Source organism: Tardiphaga sp. (genome assembly GCF_044336785.1).
GTDB lineage: Bacteria > Pseudomonadota > Alphaproteobacteria > Rhizobiales > Xanthobacteraceae > Tardiphaga.
On record NZ_JBIIOT010000086.1, the window covers coordinates 1 to 21440 of the forward strand.

The 21440-nt window shown below is 63.3% G+C and carries 23 protein-coding genes; 8 read left to right on the plus strand and 15 right to left on the minus strand.

All coding sequences use genetic code 11. The features are described from left to right. Window positions 1-33 precede the first annotated feature (33 nt). Both trmD and ACIQ2A_RS20310 read right to left on the minus strand, forming a co-directional pair. Window positions 34-789: a tRNA (guanosine(37)-N1)-methyltransferase TrmD gene (gene trmD / locus ACIQ2A_RS20305; protein WP_398482672.1), complete on the minus strand. Its 756-nt coding sequence runs from the start codon at window positions 787-789 to the stop codon at window positions 34-36. Between the two features lie 37 nt (window positions 790-826). Next, window positions 827-1249 (minus strand): winged helix-turn-helix transcriptional regulator, encoded by a 423-nt coding sequence (locus ACIQ2A_RS20310; protein WP_398482674.1) that lies wholly within the window; start codon window positions 1247-1249, stop codon window positions 827-829. A 131-nt stretch (window positions 1250-1380) separates the two neighbouring features. Here ACIQ2A_RS20310 and ACIQ2A_RS20315 point away from each other — a divergent pair, with 131 nt between their 5' ends. Further along, entirely contained in the window at window positions 1381-2250 is an 870-nt protein-coding gene (locus ACIQ2A_RS20315) for an SDR family oxidoreductase (protein ID WP_398482676.1), read from the plus strand. Between the two features lie 155 nt (window positions 2251-2405). On the opposite strand, the gene rimM is transcribed toward ACIQ2A_RS20315, so the two are convergent. From rimM to ffh, 3 genes are all read right to left on the minus strand, one after another. Then, on the minus strand, window positions 2406-2936 hold the full coding sequence (rimM, locus tag ACIQ2A_RS20320; protein WP_398482678.1) for a ribosome maturation factor RimM: 531 nt from the start codon (window positions 2934-2936) through the stop codon (window positions 2406-2408). A 10-nt stretch (window positions 2937-2946) separates the two neighbouring features. Beyond that, window positions 2947-3267 carry a 30S ribosomal protein S16 gene (gene rpsP, locus ACIQ2A_RS20325; protein WP_398482679.1) on the minus strand — a complete coding sequence of 107 codons (321 nt, stop codon included), beginning with the start codon at window positions 3265-3267 and terminating at the stop codon, window positions 2947-2949. Window positions 3268-3406: 139 nt separating this feature from the next. Beyond that, window positions 3407-4924 carry a signal recognition particle protein gene (gene ffh / locus ACIQ2A_RS20330; protein ID WP_398482681.1) on the minus strand — a complete coding sequence of 506 codons (1518 nt, stop codon included), beginning with the start codon at window positions 4922-4924 and terminating at the stop codon, window positions 3407-3409. A gap of 479 nt (window positions 4925-5403) precedes the next feature. Between ffh and ACIQ2A_RS20335 the strand changes: the two genes are divergently transcribed. After that, on the plus strand, window positions 5404-5832 hold the full coding sequence (locus ACIQ2A_RS20335) for a type II toxin-antitoxin system VapC family toxin (RefSeq protein ID WP_398482683.1): 429 nt from the start codon (window positions 5404-5406) through the stop codon (window positions 5830-5832). A gap of 13 nt (window positions 5833-5845) precedes the next feature. Continuing rightward, entirely contained in the window at window positions 5846-6907 is a 1062-nt protein-coding gene (locus ACIQ2A_RS20340; RefSeq protein WP_398482685.1) for an MBL fold metallo-hydrolase, read from the plus strand. 105 nt (window positions 6908-7012) lie between these two features. Here ACIQ2A_RS20340 and ACIQ2A_RS20345 read toward each other — a convergent pair whose 3' ends face one another. Both ACIQ2A_RS20345 and ACIQ2A_RS20350 read right to left on the minus strand, forming a co-directional pair. After that, complete coding sequence (locus ACIQ2A_RS20345; protein ID WP_398482688.1) at window positions 7013-7720, minus strand: SIMPL domain-containing protein; 708 nt, start codon at window positions 7718-7720, stop codon at window positions 7013-7015. Window positions 7721-7772: 52 nt separating this feature from the next. After that, on the minus strand, window positions 7773-8543 hold the full coding sequence (locus ACIQ2A_RS20350) for a GyrI-like domain-containing protein (protein ID WP_398482690.1): 771 nt from the start codon (window positions 8541-8543) through the stop codon (window positions 7773-7775). A gap of 124 nt (window positions 8544-8667) precedes the next feature. Here ACIQ2A_RS20350 and dapF point away from each other — a divergent pair, with 124 nt between their 5' ends. Next, window positions 8668-9531, plus strand: a complete 864-nt coding sequence (gene dapF / locus ACIQ2A_RS20355) for a diaminopimelate epimerase (protein ID WP_398482692.1) — start codon at window positions 8668-8670, stop codon at window positions 9529-9531. 63 nt (window positions 9532-9594) lie between these two features. On the opposite strand, the gene ACIQ2A_RS20360 is transcribed toward dapF, so the two are convergent. Both ACIQ2A_RS20360 and katG read right to left on the minus strand, forming a co-directional pair. Then, a complete protein-coding gene (locus ACIQ2A_RS20360; RefSeq protein ID WP_398482694.1) occupies window positions 9595-10203 on the minus strand; it encodes a glutathione S-transferase family protein in 609 nt (202 codons plus the stop codon). Window positions 10204-10451: 248 nt separating this feature from the next. Further along, window positions 10452-12668 carry a catalase/peroxidase HPI gene (gene katG, locus ACIQ2A_RS20365; protein WP_398482696.1) on the minus strand — a complete coding sequence of 739 codons (2217 nt, stop codon included), beginning with the start codon at window positions 12666-12668 and terminating at the stop codon, window positions 10452-10454. Window positions 12669-12697: 29 nt separating this feature from the next. On the opposite strand from katG, the gene ACIQ2A_RS20370 reads away from it, so the two are divergent. Together ACIQ2A_RS20370 and ACIQ2A_RS20375 are read left to right on the plus strand one after the other, a co-directional pair. Beyond that, on the plus strand, window positions 12698-12895 hold the full coding sequence (locus tag ACIQ2A_RS20370) for a hypothetical protein (protein ID WP_398482698.1): 198 nt from the start codon (window positions 12698-12700) through the stop codon (window positions 12893-12895). Continuing rightward, window positions 12892-13791 carry a LysR substrate-binding domain-containing protein gene (locus ACIQ2A_RS20375; protein ID WP_398482700.1) on the plus strand — a complete coding sequence of 300 codons (900 nt, stop codon included), beginning with the start codon at window positions 12892-12894 and terminating at the stop codon, window positions 13789-13791. Before ACIQ2A_RS20370 ends, ACIQ2A_RS20375 begins: the two co-directional genes overlap by 4 nt. A 173-nt stretch (window positions 13792-13964) precedes the next feature. Here ACIQ2A_RS20375 and ACIQ2A_RS20380 read toward each other — a convergent pair whose 3' ends face one another. The 6 genes from ACIQ2A_RS20380 to ccmA all read right to left on the minus strand — a co-directional run bounded on the left by ACIQ2A_RS20380 (window position 13965) and on the right by ccmA (window position 17541). Then, window positions 13965-14339, minus strand: coding sequence for a ComEA family DNA-binding protein (locus tag ACIQ2A_RS20380; RefSeq protein WP_398482702.1), 375 nt, complete (start codon window positions 14337-14339; stop codon window positions 13965-13967). Between the two features lie 325 nt (window positions 14340-14664). Next, entirely contained in the window at window positions 14665-15249 is a 585-nt protein-coding gene (locus ACIQ2A_RS20385; protein WP_398482704.1) for a DsbE family thiol:disulfide interchange protein, read from the minus strand. Further along, window positions 15246-15428, minus strand: a complete 183-nt coding sequence (gene ccmD, locus ACIQ2A_RS20390; RefSeq protein ID WP_398482706.1) for a heme exporter protein CcmD — start codon at window positions 15426-15428, stop codon at window positions 15246-15248. Before ccmD ends, ACIQ2A_RS20385 begins: the two co-directional genes overlap by 4 nt. Continuing rightward, complete coding sequence (locus tag ACIQ2A_RS20395) at window positions 15425-16162, minus strand: heme ABC transporter permease (RefSeq protein WP_398482708.1); 738 nt, start codon at window positions 16160-16162, stop codon at window positions 15425-15427. The genes ccmD and ACIQ2A_RS20395 overlap by 4 nt, the downstream gene beginning before the upstream one ends. Window positions 16163-16267: 105 nt before the next feature. Next, a complete protein-coding gene (ccmB, locus tag ACIQ2A_RS20400; protein WP_398482710.1) occupies window positions 16268-16942 on the minus strand; it encodes a heme exporter protein CcmB in 675 nt (224 codons plus the stop codon). After that, window positions 16939-17541 (minus strand): heme ABC exporter ATP-binding protein CcmA, encoded by a 603-nt coding sequence (ccmA, locus tag ACIQ2A_RS20405; RefSeq protein WP_398482716.1) that lies wholly within the window; start codon window positions 17539-17541, stop codon window positions 16939-16941. Before ccmA ends, ccmB begins: the two co-directional genes overlap by 4 nt. A gap of 228 nt (window positions 17542-17769) precedes the next feature. Here ccmA and acnA point away from each other — a divergent pair, with 228 nt between their 5' ends. Next, window positions 17770-20487: an aconitate hydratase AcnA gene (acnA, locus tag ACIQ2A_RS20410; RefSeq protein ID WP_398482712.1), complete on the plus strand. Its 2718-nt coding sequence runs from the start codon at window positions 17770-17772 to the stop codon at window positions 20485-20487. Window positions 20488-20667: 180 nt separating this feature from the next. After that, window positions 20668-21438, plus strand: coding sequence for a DUF1223 domain-containing protein (locus ACIQ2A_RS20415; RefSeq protein ID WP_398482714.1), 771 nt, complete (start codon window positions 20668-20670; stop codon window positions 21436-21438). Window positions 21439-21440 lie beyond the last annotated feature (2 nt).

Here is a 21440-nt window from a genome sequence, read left to right on the forward strand (position 1 = left end):
GTGGCGCTGCTCTACAGCAAAGCAAAGCGGTTGTCACCCGTCCGTCGTGAATTTTGGCGATTTTCGCTTCTTGCCTGATTCTGGGGCCTTCGGACGCGCTGCCCACAGATCGGGCCGCCGTTTTTCGGTCAGTGCCTCGGATTCGGCGAGCCGCCAGGCGGCAACCTTGGCATGGTCGCCTGACAGCAGGATATCCGGAATGGGCTGCCCCTCGAACACCTGCGGACGGGTATATTGAGGGTACTCCAGTAGGCCATGGGAGAAACTCTCGTCGGAACCGGACTCGAGCTTGCCCATCACCCCCGGCAGCAGCCGCACGCATGCATCGATCAACGTCAAAGCCGCGATTTCACCGCCAGACAGCACGTAATCGCCGATCGAGACTTCCTCGAGCTCACGGGCGTCGATGACGCGTTGGTCGATCCCCTCGAACCGGCCACAAACGATCAGCGGCCCCGGCCCGGCAGCCAGCTCCGCCACCCGCGCCTGGGTCAATGGCCGACCGCGCGGGCTCATCATCAGCCTGGGGCGCTCTTGCGCGGCATCCACCGCATCGATGGCCGCAGCCAGCACATCCGCGCGCAGCACCATGCCCGGCCCGCCGCCAGCCGGCGTATCATCGACGCTGCGATGCCTGTCTGTTGCTGATGCGCGAATATCCCGCGCCTCCAGCGACCACAGGCCAGAGGCGAGCGCGCGGCCGGCGAGGCTCACGCCGAGCGGCCCCGGAAACATCTCGGGAAAGAGCGTCAGAACGGTCGCGCACCATGGTGTCGATGTAGCAGTCATGGCTCTCCATCGCGCGTTGTGCACGGGGCGTCAAACATCAAGCTGCCGACATCTGCTCGCTGGTATCGCCGGCATCGAAAGCAGCGCGCGACGCCTTGATCTCGGCAAAGCTTCGTTCGGCCCAATCGATCAAGGTCGCCAGCGGCGCCATCGCAGAATGGCCAAGCGGCGACAGGCGATATTCGACCGCGGGTGGCTTGGTGGGAAACACGTGGCGGGTGATCAGCCCGTCGCGCTGCAGGTCTCGCAAGGACTGCGTCAGCATGCGCTTGGAAATATCCGGCACGGCGCGGTGCAGCTCGCTGAAGCGACGCGGCTTGGCCGCCAGCGCCACCAGCAACAGCGAGGTCCATTTATCGCCGATACGATCCAGCACATTACGGACCGGGCAGGCTTCGGCATCAAAACCTTGCGCCTGCCATTCCTCGAAACGGGTCGCCAAAGAGGCATCATGGGGCATCGGCGGGTTCCTTTCGGCAGAAGCAGGGCACTTCAAAGTAACCTGGCGAGAAAAACCTGCCTCCTTACGGAAGCGACAGACGGTCTCTATTCAAGACCAGTCATCAATTAGAGACCTTACAGGATCCTGCCATGTCGAACCACCGTATTCTCGTCACCGCCGCCGGCGGCCAGCTCGGCCGCCTCACCATCGATGCGCTGCTCAAGCTGGTGCCGGCCAGCCAGATCGTCGCCGGCCTGCGCGATCCCGCCAAGGGCACCGACCTCACCGCCAAGGGCGTGACCGTGGTCGCGGCCGATTACAGCAAGCCGGAGACACTGGACACAGCCTTCAAGGGCATCGACCGGTTGTTGCTGATCTCCTCGAACGAGCTGGGCCAGCGCGCCACGCAGCACAACAATGCGATCACCGCGGCCAAGAAGGCCGGCATCAAGCTGATCGCCTATACAAGCGTGCTGCTTGCCGATAAGTCGCCGCTGGGGCTTGCCGAAGAACATCGCCAGACCGAGGCGGCGCTGCGGGCCTCCGGCGTTCCCTTCGTGCTGTTGCGCAATGGCTGGTACACCGAGAATTACGCGGCTTCGATCCCGGCGGCGCTGGCACATGACGCGCTGATCGGCAGCGCCGGCGAGGGACGCATTTCGTCCGCCGCACGTGCCGACTATGCCGACGCAGCGGCGATTGTGCTCACTGCGACCGAGGATCAATCCGGCAAGGTCTATGAACTCGCGGGCGATGATTTCTATACGCTGGCAGGCTTCGCTGCGGAGATCACCAAACAGTCGGGCAAGACGGTGCCGTTCGTGAACATGCCGGAAGCCGATTTCAAGGGCGCGCTGCTCGGCGCGGGCCTGCCCGAAGGGCTCGCCGAATTGCTGGCGAATTCGGACGCGGCTGCAGCCAAGGACACGCTGTTCGACGACAGCCGCACGCTGAGCAAGCTGCTCGGACGACCGACGACGCCGTTTGCGGAGACGATCAAGGCTGCGCTGAAAGTGTAGGTTTGGGCGCTCGCCACAAATACAGCCTGGTCCCCTTGCCCTTTGGGGAGAAGGCTAGGCAGAGGGGTGCCACAAGCTCGATCGGAGTGTGTGGCTCCCCTCTCCCGCCGCAAAGATGCGGCGACCTCTCCTCGTTGAGAGAGGTGAAGAAAGCTTCAGCTATCCGCCGCGTCCGGCCCGTCGCCGACGATTTCGCCGGGCATTTCGATCACGACCTTGCCGCCCGCGATATCGACCGTCGGCACCACGGCATCGGTGAACGGCAGCAGCAGCGTCGGCCCCGAGGGCGGCGCGATCTCGATGATGTCGCCGGCGCCGAAATCATGCATGGCAACCACACGGCCGATCGCCTCGCCCGCGGCATTCACCGCAGCGAGTCCGATCAGGTCGGCGTGGTAATACTCACCATCTTCGGTGTCGGGCAGCGCATCGCGCGCAATATAGAGTTCGACGCCATTGAGGCGGGCGGCGGCATCGCGGTCGGCGACGCCTTTCAGCGTCGCCACCAGATGGCCCTTGGCCTCACGGACATTGTCGATCTCGATGGTCCGCTTGCCGTCCTTGGTGGCAAGCGGCCCGTAGTCGAGCACGGCATAGGGATCTTCGGTGAAGGTCCACAGCCGGACCTGACCGCGCACCCCATGCGGCGCGCCGATGCGCGCGACGCAGATTTGCGCGGTGGTCATGGTCGCTTACTTACTTGGCTTCGGCAGCCTTGCGCTCCTTGCGCGGCACGGCCTTCTCGGGATTGTTGCGGGCTTCGCGCTTCTGGACACCGGCGGCATCGAGGAAACGGGCCACGCGATCCGACGGCTGCGCGCCCTTGGCGAGCCAGGCCTTGACCTTCTCGAGGTCGAGCTTCAGGCGCAGCTCGTTGTCCTTGGCGAGCAGCGGATTGAAGTAGCCGAGACGCTCGATGAAGCGACCATCGCGCGGGAAGCGCGAGTCGGCGACGACGACGTGATAGACGGGACGCTTCTTGGTGCCTGCGCGGGCGAGGCGGATAACGACGGACATGGGATTCTCCTAAGTGTTCGTTCGAATTAAAATTTGGACGTCATTGCGAGGAGCACTTGCGACGAAGCAATCCAGACTTTGCGCGTTGCCTTCTGGATTGCTTCGCTGCGCTCGCAATGACGGCTGATGGGTTCGTGTCTCATTTCTTTTTCCCGAAACCGGGAAAGCCGCCGAGACCCGGCAGCGTTGGTTTGCCCAGACCTTGCAGGCCCGGGAAATTCTTTGGCAGTTCAGGCAATGCGCCCGGCCCCTGCGGCAGCTTTTCGGCCATCGCCTTGACCTGCTCGGGCGACGGCATGCCGCCACCACCACCGAAGCCCATGGCCTGGGCGAGGCCGGCCATCGGGCCGCGCTTGCCGGAGCCCATGGCCTTCATCATGTCGGCCATGTTCCGGTGCATCTTCAGCACCTTGTTGACTTCCTCGACCTTGAGGCCGGCGCCCGCAGCGATGCGCTTCTTGCGGCTGGCCTTGAGGATGTCGGGCGACTTGCGCTCCTGACGCGTCATCGAATCGATGACGGCGATCTGGCGCTTGACGATCTTGTCGTCGAGACCGGCGGCGGCGATCTGGTTCTTCATCTTGGCGATGCCGGGCATCATGCCCATGAGACCAGAGAGACCGCCCATATTGGTCATCTGGATCAGCTGTTCGCGCATGTCGTTGAGGTCGAACTGACCCTTGCGCATGCGCTCGGCGGTGCGCGCTGCCTTCTCGGCATCGATGCTGGCGGCGGCCTTCTCGACCAGCGACACCACGTCGCCCATGCCGAGGATACGGCCGGCGATGCGGCTCGGATGGAAATCTTCCAGCGCATCGGTCTTTTCACCGGTGCCGATCAGCTTGATCGGCTTGCCGGTGACGGCGCGCATCGACAGCGCGGCGCCGCCGCGGCCGTCGCCGTCCACGCGGGTCAGCACGATGCCAGTGAGGCCGACGCGCTCATTGAAGGAGCGCGCGAGATTGACGGCGTCCTGGCCGGTCAGCGAGTCCGCGACCAGCAGCACTTCATGCGGATTGGCGGTCGACTTGATGGTCGCCGCTTCCTGCATCATGTCTTCGTCGAGCGTGGTGCGGCCGGCGGTGTCGAGCAGCACGACGTCGTAACCGCCGAACTTCGCAGCTTCGATCGCCCGCTTGGCGATGTCCGCAGGCTTCTGGCCGGCGACGATCGGCAGCGTCGGCACATCGAGATCGCGGCCAAGCACCGCGAGCTGCTCCATGGCGGCTGGGCGATAGACGTCGAGCGAGGCCATCAGCACCTTGCGCTTGTCGCGCTGGGTGAGGCGGCGGGCGAGCTTTGCGGTGGTGGTGGTCTTACCGGAGCCCTGCAGACCGACCATCATGATGGCGACCGGCGGGACCGCGTTGAAATCGAGACCGCCCTCACCGTCGTCGCCGAGCGTCTTGACCAGCTCGTCATGAACGATCTTGACGACCATCTGGCCGGGCTTGACCGACTTGACGATGGTGGCGCCAACGGCCTGTTCGCGGACACGATCGGTGAAGGAGCGGACGACTTCGAGCGCGACGTCGGCCTCGAGCAGCGCCCGGCGCACTTCGCGCATGGCGGAATCGACATCGGCCTCCGACAGCGCACCGCGCCCGGTGAGCTTATCGAGAATTCCGCCAAGCCGTTCCGACAGATTGTCGAACATCGCGTACCGCTTCCCAATGCCATTTCTGATCAAATGGCGACGAACAAAACACTTTCGCGCCCGAGGGCGCATCGCGCTGTCGGGCGTTGACCTCCGGCCTCTGGGACCGGTCGGCGGGTCGAAAAGAAGACTTTCCGAGAATATGGCGGGTTTAATGACGGGGAATGGCCGGGAAGTCAATCTCCGGGGAGGGAACCTGAGCGTGTGGAACGGCCGAAAAGGTGTTATAATGCGTGTATCACGGGGTTACGGCGCCATGAAATATGTCAGTCTTGCAGATGCCCGAGCCAATATGGCCGCCTTGCTTGACGAGGTCGAGCGGGGAGAGACGGTAGCTATCAACCGCGAGGGTCGATCTCTCGACACGAGCGATAACTGGGATGAGGCACGTCGAGAGCGAGCCCGAGAAGCGGTTGAGCAGCTTCGCGAAATGAGGAAGACCGCGCCGCGAGCGACAGTAGAAGAAATTCTCCAGTGGCGTGACGAAGGGCGGCGTTACTGACATGCCATTCGTCTTGGACGCCTCGGTCGCACTCGGCTGGTGTTTCCTGGACGAACGGCAGGATTTGATCCGCCGCGTCGAGGATATGCTGGAAAGCGATCAAGCCTATGTCCCTTTGATCTGGTGGTTCGAGATCCGGCAGGCCGCACTCATGGGTTTGCGACGCCAGCGCGTATCCCTCGAGAGGGTGTTCGATTTTCTCGCCGTCGTGAAAAGAACCGAAGTCGTCGTTGCGCCGCTTCCCGTGTCGAGCGTTGTGTTCGAACTTGCCCGCCGACACCAGCTCTCCTTTTACGACGCCGCCTATCTCGAACTCGCCCATCGAGAGAGCCTCGCCCTCGCCACCCTCGATCACGCTTTGGTGCGTGCCGCCGCGGCCGAAGGTGTGGCACTGATCGCTGCGTGATACACGGCCCGCCATGACTATCTCCCGCCGCAAGCTTCTCGCCTCCATCGGCGCCGTCACCGCCACGGCCGGTGTTTCGGCTTTCTGGATTTCCCGCATGCCCAATTACACCGGCCCGGTCTCCGATCACTTCGACGGCAAGGTCTTTTTCGATCCCGACGGCGTGCCACCGAAGTCGCTGGGCGAGGTGCTGCGCTGGCAGTTCGGCGGCGGCCGCAAGCGGGAGGTGTGGCCGGACTGGGTGGACAACGAATTTGCCGATACGCCACCGGCCAAAGTCGAGAGCGGCGTGCGGCTCTCCTATGTCGGCCATGCCTCCTGGCTGATCCAGACGGCGGGGATCAACATCCTGTTCGATCCGGTGTGGTCGGAGCGCGTGTCTCCTTTCTCCTTTGCGGGGCCACAGCGCCACAATGCGCCGGGCATCGCCTTCGACAAACTGCCGAAGATCGATGTCGTATTGGTCTCGCACGGGCATTACGACCATCTCGATCTTCCGACACTGTCGAAGCTGCAGGCTGCGTTCGCACCGCGGGTGATCACGCCGCTCGGCAATGACGTCACGATGACAAGCGGCGACAGCGCCATCAAGGCCGAGGCCTATGACTGGGCCGATCGCGTCGAACTCGGCAACGGACTTGCCGTGACGCTGGTGCCCACGCGGCACTGGACCGCGCGCGGGCTATGGGATCGCAACCGGTGCCTATGGGCGAGCTTCGTGATCGAGACGCCGGCAGGCAAACTCTACATCGTCGGCGACAGTGGATATGGCGATGGCGGACACTTCCGCCGCGTGCGCGAGGCGCATGGCGAGATCCGGCTCGCGATCCTGCCGATCGGCGCCTATGAGCCGCGCTGGTTCATGAAAGACCAGCACATGAATCCGGAAGATGCAGTGAAGGCGCTGAATGACTGCGGCGCGCAACAGGCGCTGGCGAGTCATCACTCGACGTTCCAGCTGACGGATGAGGCAATCGACGGGCCGGTGAAGGGGCTTGCAGAAGCGCTGGTGGCGGCGGAGATGCCGAAGGACAAATTCGTGGCGCTGAAGCCAGGGCAGGTGTTCGAGATTTAACGCGTCATTGCGAGCGAAGCGAAGCAATCCAGAACGCAACAAGGCTGGATTGCTTCGTCGCTACGCTTCTCGCAATGACGGAGTGTTCCTGCTGACGGAGCCTTACTACTTCGGCTTGATGTCCCAGCTCACGCTGACATTCACCCGCAAGACTTCCTCGCCCTGTGCCACGGGTGCCGATGCGAAATCGGCAGCGGCCTTGCGCAGCATCATGGGCGCCGGTGGCGGGTTGGCGCCGTCTTCTGAAATGCTGATCGGCGCGCCCAGCGTGACACCCGCGGCTTTCGCATAGAGCTCGGCCTTGCGGCGTGCATCGGCGACCGCCTGGGTACGCGCTTCATCGAGCAGCTCGGACGCCTTGGTGACGATAAAATTGATGCCGCCGACTTCGTTGGCGCCGGCCGTCACCAGCGTGTCGATGGTGCCAGCGACCTTGGTCACGTCACGCACGCGAATGGTCACGCGATTGCTGGCGCGATAGCCGGTGACGACATTCGGTCCGGGATTGGGCCGCTGCTGCTGCGCATATTGCGGAAACAGCGACAGCCGCGAGGTCTGCAGGTCCTTCTCCGCGATGCCGGCGCCCTTCAGCGCGGCCAGCACCTTGGCCATGGCAGCGTTGTTCGCATCGGATGCCTCGCGCGCCGTCTTGGCATCGCTGGTGACGCCGCCATCGACGAGCGCGAGATCCGGCGGCACCGAGACGGTGCCTTCACCGGACACGGTGATCATGGGTGGGGTCGGCGCCTGCGCGAATGCAGGTGTGGCGATGAGGGCGATGCCGAGAGCGGCAAGTGTCAGATAATTTTTCATGCTGGGTTTGTCGGAACCGTCCAAGGCTTCTTTATGGCCAGACTAGCGCCGATCATTTCAGCGGTACGAACACGTTGATGACCAGCTTGTCTTCCGCGGTCTTCAGCGGATCGGTCATGTATTCCTCTATGAACGTGTCTTTCGCTTCCAGCTTCTTGTCGTCGAGGTGATTGGTGATCGCCTCATAGGTGTTATCCATATTGTCGTAGGAGCCGCGATGGACGAATTTCAGCGCCTTGCCTTCCGGCGACTTGCCCATGCTCATGCCCTTCGGCAGGTTCTTCAGCTCCTGATCGACCGGCATTTCGGCAAAGAAGGTGAAGCCGGTGTCGTCGGTGGAGGTGTAGACGATCAGCGGATTGCCCGATGACTTGACCTTCTGCTTGTCGAGGAAGGTCGTCAGCTGCTTGAACGCATCCATCAGCGTGTCGAAGGCGGAATCCCAGTTGGCCTTGCCGGTGAATGTCAGCACCTGCCGGGATGTCAGCGTATTCTCCTCGCCGAACGGATCGGCGGTCTGAACCGGAGCTGGCGTCGCCGCGGCAGCCGGGGGAGCCGGCGTGGCGGGGGCAGCCGGCGTTGCCGGTACCTCTGCGGCAGCAGGCGGCGTCGCGGGCGCGGCAGGAGCCGCTGGCGTTGCCGGTGCAGCGGGAGCGGCCGGGGTCGGCGCCGGGGCTGACGGCGTGGGTGTCGTCTCGGCGGGCTTCGTCTCCGCAGGCGGTGTGGCGGGAGGCGACTGCGCCCAGCTTGCTGTGTTCAGCGACAGCGCGGCAGCCGAGGTCAGCGCGGCGGCAGTGGCGAAGCGGGACAGGGAGCGGAACATGCGGGAAGTCTCCAATGGCAGCCGGCACGGCGAATAGATACCGATGGTACCATGCGTCGCCAATGGCCGCACTGGCCATTGCAGCCCGTCTCGCCATATAAAGCAGGCAACATCAGGACAAGACATGAGCGCGCTGGCCAACCACTCCTTCGCCAAGATGAACGGCATCGGCAACGAGATCGTCGTGATCGACATGCGGGACACCGCAGCCCCGATCACCCCGGCCGACGCGCGCGCCGTGGCCGGCCCAGCCGGCATCGCCTATGACCAGCTGATGGTGCTGACCAAGCCGCGCCTGCCCGGCACCGAGGCCTTCGTCTCCATCTACAACAATGACGGATCCGAGGCCGGCGCCTGCGGCAACGGCATGCGCTGCGTGGCGCGACAGACTTTTGCGGATAGCGACAAGACCGGCCTCACCTTCGAAACCCGTGCCGGGCTGATCAATTGCTGGCGCGGGACGGATGGCGAGACCTTCACCGTCGACATGGGCATCCCGAAGTTCGGCTGGCAGGACATTCCGCTGGCGGAGGAATTTCGCGACACCCGCGGCATCGAGCTGCAGATCGGCCCGATCGACGCACCGATCCTGCACACGCCGTCGGTGGCCAGCATGGGCAATCCACATGCGATCTTCTGGGTGGATGACATCCAGGCCTACGACCTCGCACGCTTCGGGCCGTTGCTGGAGAATCACCCGATCTTCCCGGAGCGCGCCAATATCACCCTCGCCCATATCGTGGACCGCGAGCATATCGTGATGCGGACCTGGGAACGCGGCGCCGGCCTCACCAAGGCCTGCGGCACCGCCGCCTGCGCCACCGCCGTTTCCGCCGCCCGCCTGCGCCGCACCGAGCGCAAGGTGCATATGACGCTGCCCGGCGGCGAGCTCGTGATCGACTGGCGCGAAGGTGACGATCACGTGCTCATGACCGGCGGCGCGACGTTCGAATATGACGGCACGTTCGATCCGGCGCTGTTCGCTTGAGAGCGCTCTTTGCAGGGTGGGCACGCTTCGCTTTGCCCACCCTGCAGGTCACGTCATCCGACATCAGTCCAGCTTCTCGCCCGACGCATATTCCTCGGCGCGCTTGAAGGCCGGACGCGCGGCGCAGCGATCGAGATAACGGTCGAAGGCCGGGCGTGACGGCACCATCTTGAACAGGCGGATCGCAAAGTTCAGGCCGGAACCGATGGCGATATCGGCCGCCGAAAACTGCTCGCCGAGAATCCACGGACCTTCTTCGAGGGCGGCTTCAAGCACGTCGAACACCCGCTGCGAATCGCCCCAGCCGGCAGCAACCGTGCTCATTTCCATCTTGGTCGCGATCTGGGCGATCGCCGGCTCGATGCAGCTCGGCGCGAAGAACAGCCAATAGAGGAATTTGGCGCGGTGCGAATCGCCGAGCGGCGGCGCCAGCTTTGCGTCGGGATAGCGCTCGGCGACGTAAGCGCAGATCGCAGCCGCTTCTGCCATGGTGGCCTCGCCATCCTGCAGCGCGGGCACCTTGCCCATCGGATTCACTTCGAGGAATTCCAGCGTGCGCTGCGAGCCCTTCTGGATGTCGATCAGCACGCGCTCATAGGGAACACCGGTCTCTTCCATCAGCCACAGCGCAGTGAACGATCGCGAACGCGGCGACCAGTAGAGTTTCATCATCGGAGACCTCCCGTTTTTGAGACGATTGTTCTGGGGGGATTCGATGACGGGTGCAAGACGTCCTCGGTTGTCGTCACCCGGCTCGACCGGGTGACCCAATAGACTCCCATATTTGCGCTTTATCTAAAATGCTTGAGTTTACTGGATCGCCCGGTCGAGCCGGGCGATGACAAGAATTCTCGTGGCGCAAAAAGAAAAGCCCCCGCGACATGATCGCGAGGGCTTCGTTGTTAGCTCAGCGTGTCCGCTTATTCAGCGGCCTGCAGCATCGGCTTTTCCGCGACGTCGTAACGGTCGGCGTTCATCACCTTGGTCCATGCCTTGACGAAGTCCTTTGCGAACTTCTGCTTGGCATCGGAGGTCGCGTAGACTTCGGCGAGCGCGCGGAGCTGCGAATGCGCGCCGAAGATCAGATCGACGCGGGTCGCGGTCCACTTGGCGGCCCCGGTCTTGCGATCGCGGCCCTCATGCACGCCGTCGGCGTTCGGCGACGACCACACGGTGCCCATGTCGAGCAGGTTGACGAAGAAGTCGTTCGTCAGCGTGCCGACCTTGTCCGTGAAGACGCCATGCTTGCTGTCGCCGGCATTGGCACCGAGGACACGCAGGCCACCGACCAGAACCGTCAGTTCCGGCGCCGTCAGCTTCAACAACTGCGCACGATCGACCAGCGCTTCTTCCGGGATCATGAACTGATGCACGCCGCGGATATAGTTGCGGAAGCCATCGGCACGCGGCTGCAGCGGCCCGAACGATTCCACATCGGTCTGCTCTTGCGAGGCATCCGTGCGACCGGGCGTGAACGGCACCGTCACGGTGACGCCGGCATCCTTGGCCGCCTTCTCGACGGCGGCGCTGCCACCGAGCACGATCAGATCGGCGATCGACACCTTCTTGCCGAACTCCTTCTGGATCGTCTCCAGCTTGCCGAGCACGGTCTGGAGTTGGTCGGGCTGGTTAACCTCCCAGTCCTTCTGCGGGGCGAGACGGATACGCGCACCATTGGCGCCGCCGCGCTTGTCGGAACCACGGAAGGTGGACGCCGAACTCCAGGCGGTGGAAACGAGCTGCGACACCGTGAGGCCGGAGGCGAGGATCTTCGCCTTCAGGTCCGCGATGTCCTTGTCGCCGATCACTTCATGATCGAGCGCAGGCACGCGGTCCTGCCAGATCAGTTCTTCCTTCGGCACCAGCGGGCCGAGATAGCGCTGGATCGGGCCCATGTCGCGGTGGGTGAGCTTGAACCAGGCACGCGCGAAGGCATCCGCGAACTCATCGGGATTCTCGTAGAAGCGGCGCGAGATCTTCTCATAGGCCGGGTCGGTCTTCAGCGCGATATCCGAGGTCAGCATCGACGGCACATGGCGCTTCGACTTGTCATGGGCATCCGGCACGCTGTTGGCACCGGCACCATTCTTAGGAATCCACTGATGCGCGCCGCCGGGGCTCTTGGTGAGCTCCCAGTCGTAGCCGAACAGATTCCAGAAGAAGTTGTTGCTCCACTTGGTCGGCGTCGAGGTCCAGATCACTTCGAGGCCGCTGCCGATGGCGTCGGCGCCGATGCCGGTGCCATGCTTGCTCTTCCAGCCGAGACCCTGGTCCTCGATGGCCGAGCCTTCGGGATCGACGCCCACCAGCGACGGATCGCCGGCGCCATGGGTCTTGCCGAAGGTGTGGCCGCCGGCGATCAGCGCCACGGTCTCTTCGTCATTCATCGCCATGCGGCTGAAGGTTTCGCGGATGTCCTTGGCCGAGGCCATCGGGTCGGGATTGCCGTTCGGGCCTTCCGGATTGACGTAGATGAGGCCCATCTGCACGGCGCCGAGCGGCTCGGCGAGTTCGCGCTCGCCGCTATAGCGTTCGTCGCCCAGCCAGGTGCCTTCCGGACCCCAATAGAGTTCTTCCGGCTCCCAGGTGTCGGCACGGCCGCCGGCGAAGCCGAAGGTCTTGAAGCCCATGGATTCCAGCGCGACGTTGCCGGTGAGGATGTAGAGGTCGGCCCAGGAGAGCTTCTGGCCGTATTTCTGCTTGATCGGCCACAACAGGCGGCGCGCCTTGTCGAGATTGACGTTGTCGGGCCACGAATTCAGCGGCGCGAAACGCTGCTGTCCGCCGCCGGCGCCGCCGCGACCGTCGGTGGTGCGATAGGTGCCGGCCGAGTGCCAGGCCATGCGGATGAAGAACGGGCCGTAGTGGCCCCAATCGGCCGGCCACCACTCCTGCGAATCCGTCATCAGGGCCGTCAGGTCCTTGATCACGGCATTGAGGTCGAGGCTCGCGAATTCCTTGGCGTAGTCGAAATCCTTGCCGAGCGGATCGGCCGACGGATGGATGGCGTGCAGCACGCCTATATCCAGATGCTCCGGCCACCAGTCACCATTGCGACGACCCTTGGGATTCGGACCTTTGCCCGCGGCGCCATGGCCCATCGGGCACTTGCCGGCTTCATCAGTCTTCGCACTCATGTTTCTCTCCTTGGCTTCGGAGAGCGGATTTGGGCGACACCGACAGCCGGATCGCCCCGCAAAACCGCTCAATCTTCCAAAAGCTGTATCTTTTCAATGGCCTGACGAATTCCGCGACAGGCGAGCCCATCATGGCGGATGTTCGTGACGAGAGATTGGAAGACTTCTTAGATCAGGTCCAGTCGAATTGTCTTAGGCCATCGATCAGTTTATCTGATGGGCCATGATCACCCTGCGCCAGCTTCGCTATCTCTCCGCCCTCGCCAAACACGGCCATTTCGGCCGCGCCGCCGATGCCTGCGCCGTGACCCAGCCAGCGCTGTCGATGCAGATCCGCGACCTCGAACGGACGCTGGGTGTGCAGGTCGTGGAGCGCCGGCCGGGCGAGGTGATCCTCACCGATGTCGGCCGCGAGGTGGCGCGGCGCGGCGAGGACGTGCTGGCGGCCTCGCGCGATCTCGTCGATTTCGCGCGCCATCGCGGCGGCGTGCTGACAGGGCGGCTGACACTCGGCGTCATCCCCTCGCTGGCGCCTTATCTGTTGCCGCGGATTTTGCCGACACTACAAAAGCAGTTTCCGGAATTGCGGCTGGAACTGCGCGAGACCCAAACACGGCAACTGATCGACGATGTAAAGAGCGGCACGCTGGATGCCGCGATGCTGGCACTGCCACTTGCCGAGACCGAGATCGAAACGCTGAAGCTGTTCGACGATACGTTCCTGCTGGCGGTGCCGGCCGACGATGCGCGGCCTCTCGAGCAGCGCATCAAGGCGTCGGAGATCGATCAGAGCCGGCTGATCCTGCTGGAAGACGGCCACTGCCTGCGCGACCAGGCGCTCGCCTTTTGCGCCACTGCGCGGGGCGGCATGACCGCAGCGGGCACGGCCTTTGCGGCATCGAGTCTATCAACCGTGATCCAGATGGTGGCGAGCGGCTATGGCGTGACGCTGATCCCGCAGATCGCCGCCGATGTGGAGCAGCGCGACACGCGCGTCAAATTCCTGCGTCTCGAAAATCCGCAGCCCGGCCGCACGATCGGACTGGCGTTCCGCAAGACGTCGCCGCGCAAGGCTGATTTCGCGGCGCTCGGCGATGCGGTGAAGGATTGTATGGCAGGGTAAAACTTACTGCCGTCATTGCTACGGGTGTCAGTCCCCACTTGTCATCACCCGCGACAGCGGGTGATCCAGTAACCGACGTCGATTCAAGATCAACGCAGGTATCGACTGGGTCGCCCGGTCGAGCCGGGCGACGACAAATGCCAGCGGGGATCAGACGACTATCGATATGTCGCTCAGCTCTTCTGCTTCGCGATCACCTTGTCCTTGATGCCGTCATAGGTCTTTTCCGGCACGATCTTCTTCTGCACGAGTTCGTCCTTGCCCTTATACGGCCGGCCTTTGACGATGGCTGCCGAATAGGCCTTGCCGATGCCCGGCAATGCTTCGAGGGCTTCGGGAGTTGCAGAATTGAGATCGACGAGATCGGTCTTCGTGGACGCGGCACCGGTCGTTGCAGCGGGAGCTGCTGCCTTCGGCGCGGCGACGGGCGCCATCTTGTTGGTGGCTGCAGGAGCTGTCTGCGGCGCCTGCGCCATGGATGGCGATGCGGCGAGCATGCCAAGCGAGAGAGCGGCGGCAGTCAGAGTAGCAAGCTTGAGGTAGCGCATCGGTTTGTCCCTCCAGGACAGTTAAGTAACAAACCGATTGAGCTGCTCATTCATGGCGGCGCCGTGGCGCCAAAATGAACCGCAGATAAAAGCCGAAGATTATTTTTGATAGTAAAACTCCGCCCCTCATGGTGAGGAGGCGCGCAGCGCCGTCTCGAACCATGAGCTAGCGTGGCTCCGAGCCCGCGACCATCCTTCGAGACGCCGCTGCGCGGCTCCTCAGGATGAGGGACGGAGAAGCGAGCTGGGATTACTGTTCCGAGCAAGTCCAGCCAAAAATACCCCATCGCTTTATGAGTCAGACTCTCAGGATGAGGACTGGGAGTTAACGACCCGCCTTCAGCGCCTTCTCGATCTCCGGCATCAGGACCTTCGCGAGATTGTCCTGATTGATGCCACCGACAAGCTTGTAGGCGATCCTGCCGTCGCGGCCGACAACGAAGGTTTCGGGGACGCCATAGACGCCCCATTCGATCGAGCCCCGGCCATTGCCATCGACACCGACGATGCCGAACGGATTGCCATAGCGGCCGAGGAAGCGCCGGGCATTGTCGGCGGCATCCTTGTAGTTGATGCCGACCATCTGCAGCCGCGCATCCTTGCCGAGTTCGGTGAGGATCGGCGCCTCGTCATGACATGGCACGCACCACGACGCCCAGACATTGACGACGCTGACCTTGCCGATGAAAGCCGCGGGATCGAGGCCGGGGATTGGCATGCCCTTCTCGTTGAGCCCTTGCAGCGCCGGCAATGCGGTCTGCGGCGCCTGCCGTCCGATCAGGGCTGACGGCAATTTCGCGGGATCAGCGCCAAGGCGAAACCAGAACAGGGCTGCAAGTGCCGCGAAGATCACCAGCGGCAGGGCCAGCACCCAGCGGCGCTTCGGGGCTGCGGTTGCGACGTCGCTCATTTCAGATCCGTGGCGCTACGGCCGGAGCGACGCCCGATGCCGGCTTCTTCCAGCGCATGCAGGCGCGCGCGCACGCGTCGGTGATCGATGGCGATCCAGATGATGAGGATCAACACCACGGCGGCGACCAGCACGTAGGAGGTGATGATGAAGGAGGCGTAGGGACCGAGCGAGATCATGGCAGGGCCACCGGCTTCGAAGCTTGCAACATTTGCAGCGACCGCAGGCGGCGGCGCAGGATCTCGTTACGCATGGCGGCGAGATGCAGCGTAATGAACAGCAGCGAGAAGGCCACGGCCATGATCAGCAGCGGATACAGGAACGATTTGTCGAGGGCGGAGCCGCCCATGCGAATGACTGACGCCGGCTGATGCAGCGTATTCCACCAGTCGACCGAGAATTTGATGATCGGAATGTTGATGGCACCCACCAGCGTGAGGATGGCCGCAGCACGCGCCGCGCGCGATGGATCCTCGACGGCGCGCCACAGCGCCATCAGGCCGAGATACATCAGGAACAGGATCAGCACCGAGGTGAGCCGGGCATCCCATTCCCAATAGGTGCCCCACATCGGCCGTCCCCAGAGCGAGCCGGTGACCAGCGCAAGGAAGGTGAAGGCCGCACCGATCGGGGCGGCCGCCTTGGCCGCCACATCGGCGAGCGGATGGCGCCACACCAGCGTGCCCAGCGACGCCACGGTCATGACGCCCCAGACGAACATCGACAGCCAGGCATTGGGCACATGGATGAACATGATCTTGACGGTGGCGCCCTGCTGATAGTCGTCGGGCGCCAGTGCGGCCTGATACAGGCCGACGATCAGCAGCACGGCGGTGAGCATCGCCAGCCACGGCAGAACGCGGGTGGCGAGGGACAGGAACCGGGTCGGATTGGCGAGTTCGGTCAGCGTCATACTGTTTCCACTAGTCGCGGGCGCGCTCGCGATCAATGCAACTTATTCTCATTCATTTGTCGTTGCCACGGATTGACGCCGATCAATCCCACGGATTGAGCCAGGTCAATCCATGCCGTGACGCAAGCTTGCTGCCGCGGCGAATGGTCCGATCACCAGAGACGCCAGCGAAATCGCACAGAGAATTGAAAACGGCGTTCCGAACGACATCGTGCCCTGCTCGACAATGGCGGCATTCGAGGCGGCCACGCCAAAAATCAGCACCGGAATCGAGAGCGGCAGCACCAGCACCGCCAGCAGCAGCCCGCCGCGCTGCAGCGTGACCGCCAGCGCCGCGCCGATCATGCCCGTGAAGGTCAGCGCGGGGGTGCCGACCAGCAGCGTTAGCGCCACGGCGGCAGTGGCCGAGGCGTCGAGATTCAGCAGCAGGCCGAGCACCGGTGTGGCCACGACCAGCGGAACGCCGGCCGCCAGCCAGTGCGCGAGCGCCTTGGCAGCGCAAGTGAATTCCAGCGGCGTCCGGCTCATCAGGATGAGGTCGAGCGAGCCGTCGTCGTGATCGGCCATGAACAGGCGATCAAGGGTGAGGAGGCTCGCCAGCAGCGCGCCGAGCCAGAGAATCGCGGGCCCGAGCCGGGCCAGCAGGTTGAGGTCGGGGCCAATGGCAAAGGGCATCAGCACGACGACGGTGAGGAAAAACAGCACGCCGATCAACGCACCACCGCCGACACGGAGGGCAATTTGAATGTCACGACGGATCAAAGAACCGAGAGCACTCACGCCACGCCCCCGATCCGCAGCTCCCGCGCCGCGATCCCGAGCGGCGTATGCGTCGCGGCCATGATCAGGCCGCCAACGGCCAGATGTGCCGTCATCAGCCCCGCAAACACCTTCTGGCTGCCGGCATCGAGCGCCGATGTCGGCTCATCCAGCAGCCAGATCGGGCGTTTCACCGTCAGCAGCCGGGCGATCGACAGCCGGCGGCGCTGGCCGGCGGAGAGGAAGCCGGCCGGCAGGTGTGCGGCATGGCCGAGGCCGACGGCCTCCAGGCTCGCCGCGGGCTCTGTCGCCACCCCGCCCAGAAAATCCGCCCAGAACCCCAGGTTTTCCACGACGGTCAGAGCCGGTTTCATGGCGTCGCGGTGGCCGAGATAATGCGCCTGCTCGGCCACGCTCAGCTCGGAATCGCCGCCCGCCAGCGTCATCTGGCCGCCGGACGGCGCAATCAGCCCGGCAATCAGCCGCAACAGCGACGTCTTGCCGGCGCCATTGGGGCCGACGACCGCCACCGCCTCGCCCGACCTCACCTCGAAATCGAGACCCGCAAATACTTCGCGGCCAGCGCGTATGCATCGCAATTCATGGCCAGCCAGCCGCATCATCACCTGTCCACTATCCTCTGGTGTAGCTGCATATCCCTCCGCGTTGTTGCATCATTTCGCAGAGCTGCAAACGATTGCCGCAGTGGCAGATGTTCTAGAAACATTCTATATAACCTGTGCATTGATGCAGCACACAATCGGCCCGCAAGCGAACTGGCCATGTCCGCCGATGGTGTTCGACGCCCCGCCCGGGACGTCTCTCGCTTGAAATTGGGACGCCTTCACATGACCTCACTCGACAGCTTCAAGTGCCGCAAGACCCTCAAGGTCGGCACCAAATCTTACGTCTATTACAGCCTGCCTCTGGCCGAGAAGAACGGCCTCACCGGCATCTCGAAGCTGCCCTATTCGATGAAGGTCCTGCTGGAGAACCTGCTGCGCAACGAAGACGGCCGCAGCGTCAAGAAGGCGGACATCGTTGCCTTTTCGAAATGGGTGAAGAAGCGCAAGCTCGAGCATGAAATCTCGTTCCGCCCTGCCCGCGTGCTGATGCAGGATTTCACCGGCGTGCCGGCCGTGGTCGATCTCGCCGCCATGCGCAATGCGATGCAGGCGCTCAAGGGCGATCCCAAGAAGATCAATCCGCTGGTGCCCGTCGATCTCGTCATCGACCACTCGGTGATCGTCAACTTCTTCGGCGACAACAAGGCGTTCGGCAAGAACGTCGCCGAGGAGTACAAGCAGAACAAGGAACGCTACGAGTTCCTGAAATGGGGCCAGAGCGCGTTCTCGAACTTCTCCGTGGTGCCGCCCGGCACCGGCATTTGCCACCAGGTCAATCTCGAATATCTCGCCCAGACCGTCTGGACCAAGAAGCAGAAGATGACGATCGGCCGCAAGACCGGCACGTTCGAGGTCGCTTATCCAGACACGCTGGTCGGCACCGATTCGCACACCACCATGGTCAATGGTCTCGCCGTGCTCGGCTGGGGCGTTGGCGGCATCGAGGCGGAAGCCGCGATGCTCGGCCAGCCGCAATCCATGCTGCTGCCCGACGTGGTCGGCTTCAAGCTGTCGGGTGCGCTGAAGGAAGGCGTGACCGCCACCGATCTCGTGCTCACCGTCACCCAGATGCTGCGCAAGCAGGGCGTCGTCGGCAAGTTCGTGGAATTTTACGGCCCCGGTCTCGACGCCATGTCGGTCGCCGACAAGGCGACCATCGGCAATATGGCGCCGGAATATGGCGCGACCTGCGGCTTCTTCCCGGTGGATGCCGCCACCCTCGATTATCTGAAGACGTCGGGCCGCAAGACGGCGCGCGTCGCACTGGTTGCCGCTTATTCCAAGGCACAGGGCCTGTATCGGACCGCCAAGTCGCCGGATCCGGTGTTCACCGAAACGCTGAAGCTCGATCTCGGCGACGTCGTGCCGTCGATGGCCGGCCCGAAGCGTCCGGAAGGCCGCGTTGCGCTGCCCGCGATTGCCGAAGGTTTTTCGAACGCGCTTGCAAACGACTACAAGAAGCCCAATGCCACCGAGCGTTTCCCGGTGGAGGGCAAGAATTTCGATCTCGGCCATGGCGATGTCGTCATCGCCGCCATCACCTCCTGCACCAACACCTCGAATCCGAGCGTGCTGGTGGCCGCCGGCCTGCTCGCACGCAAGGCCAATGCCCTGGGCTTGAAAGTCAAACCGTGGGTGAAGACCTCGCTGGCGCCGGGTTCGCAGGTCGTCGCTGAATATCTCGCCAATTCCGGCCTGCAGCTCGACCTCGACAAGGTCGGCTTCAACCTGGTCGGCTTCGGCTGCACCACCTGTATCGGCAATTCCGGTCCGCTGCCGGAGGAGATCTCGAAGTCGATCAACGACAACGGCATGGTCGGCGCTGCCGTGCTGTCGGGTAATCGTAATTTCGAAGGCCGCGTCTCGCCGGATGTGCAGGCAAACTATCTCGCCTCGCCGCCGCTGGTGGTCGCCCATGCGCTTGCCGGCACCGTGACCAAGAATCTCGCGGTCGAGCCGATCGGCGAAGGCAAGGACGGCAAGCCCGTCTATCTGAAGGACATCTGGCCGACCTCGACCGAGATCAACGCCATCATCAAGAAGTACGTCACCTCGACGATCTTCAAGAAGAAATATGCCGACGTGTTCAAGGGCGACGCCAACTGGCAGAAGATCAAGACGGTCGAGAGCGAGACCTACAAGTGGAACATGGGCTCGACCTATGTGCAGAACCCGCCCTACTTCGAAGGCATGAAGAAGGAGCCGGAGCCGACCACCGATATCATCAATGCGCGTATCCTGGCCCTGTTCGGCGACAAGATCACCACCGACCACATCTCGCCGGCCGGTTCGATCAAGCTCACCTCGCCTGCGGGCAAGTATCTGTCGGAGCACCAGGTGCGCCCGGCTGACTTCAATCAATACGGCACGCGCCGCGGCAATCACGAAGTCATGATGCGCGGCACCTTCGCCAATATCCGCATCAAGAACTTCATGCTGCAGGGCGCCGACGGCAATGTGCCGGAAGGCGGCAACACCAAGCACTGGCCCGACGGCGAGACGATGTCGATCTTCGACGCCGCGATGAAGTACCAGGCCGAACAAGTGCCGCTGGTCGTGTTCGGCGGTGCGGAATACGGCAATGGTTCGTCACGTGACTGGGCCGCGAAGGGCACCCGGCTGCTCGGCGTTCGCGCCGTGATCACCGAGAGTTTCGAGCGCATTCACCGCTCCAATCTCGTCGGCATGGGCATCCTGCCGCTGACCTTCGAGAATGGGTCGTCCTGGAAGAAACTCGGCCTCACCGGCAGCGAGCAGGTGACGATCCGCGGCCTCACCGGCGAGATCAAGCCGCGCCAGCAGATGGTTGCGGAAATCACGATGGCCGACGGCAAGCTGCACAAGGAAACGCTGCTCTGCCGCATCGATACGCTGGACGAACTGGAATACTACCGTAACGGCGGCATCCTGCATTACGTGCTGCGCCAGCTTGCAGCCTGACCACTTTGCACTGTGACGTCGTGCCTCACCTCGAAGTGAGTGGCTAGTGATTGGAAGGCGACCTATGAAGGGTCGCCTTCTGCGTTAGCAGGTACCTTTGTTTTTGATGACCCCATCGAGAGCGGCACCAGTCTGGTTTGCTCGGATGCGGTTGCACAGCTCCGAGCGCAGCACGTCTTGATGACATCTTTCCGTGACATATCGCGACGGACCGGCGCTCTCAGCGCCTGTTTTTTCGTTGCGTTCGGTCACAGCGCCTTGGCCACGGGCGCGCAGGCGCAGCCGCGTGCCGTTGTCGAGTTGTTTACCTCACAGGGTTGCTCGTCCTGCCCGCCGGCGGACCAGATCATTGGCGATCTCGCCAAGGATCCGTCCGTCATCGCACTGAGCATGCCTGTCGATTATTGGGACTATCTCGGCTGGAAAGACACGCTGGCCGATTCGCGCTTCAGCGCGCGCCAGAAGGCCTATTCGCAGATGCGCGGCGATCGCGACATCTACACGCCGCAGGCCGTGGTCAACGGCGCCACGCAGGTGATCGGCAGCGACGCGACAAAAATCAAGACGGCCATCGGCGACACCCGGAAAGGTGCATCGGTCATGTCCGTTCCGGTGTCGATTTCGGTATCGGGCAAGCAGGTGAATGTTGCGGTCGCAGCATCGACCGACACGTCGTCGACCGATCATGGCGAGGTCTGGATCTGCTCGGTGTCGAAGTCCGTCCCGATCACGGTCGGTCGCGGTGAGAATCGCGGACGTGAACTCACTTACTACAATGTCGTGCGCAGCTGGCTGAAGGTCGGCGACTGGAACGGCAGCGCGGCCAACTGGACCGTGCCGCTGGAGAATGTGTCGCGCGACGGCGTCGATGCGGCGGTCGTCTATGTGCAGGACGGCTCGCGCGACAAGCCCGGCGCGATGCGCGGCGCAGCGTTTACGTCGCTGCAGTAATC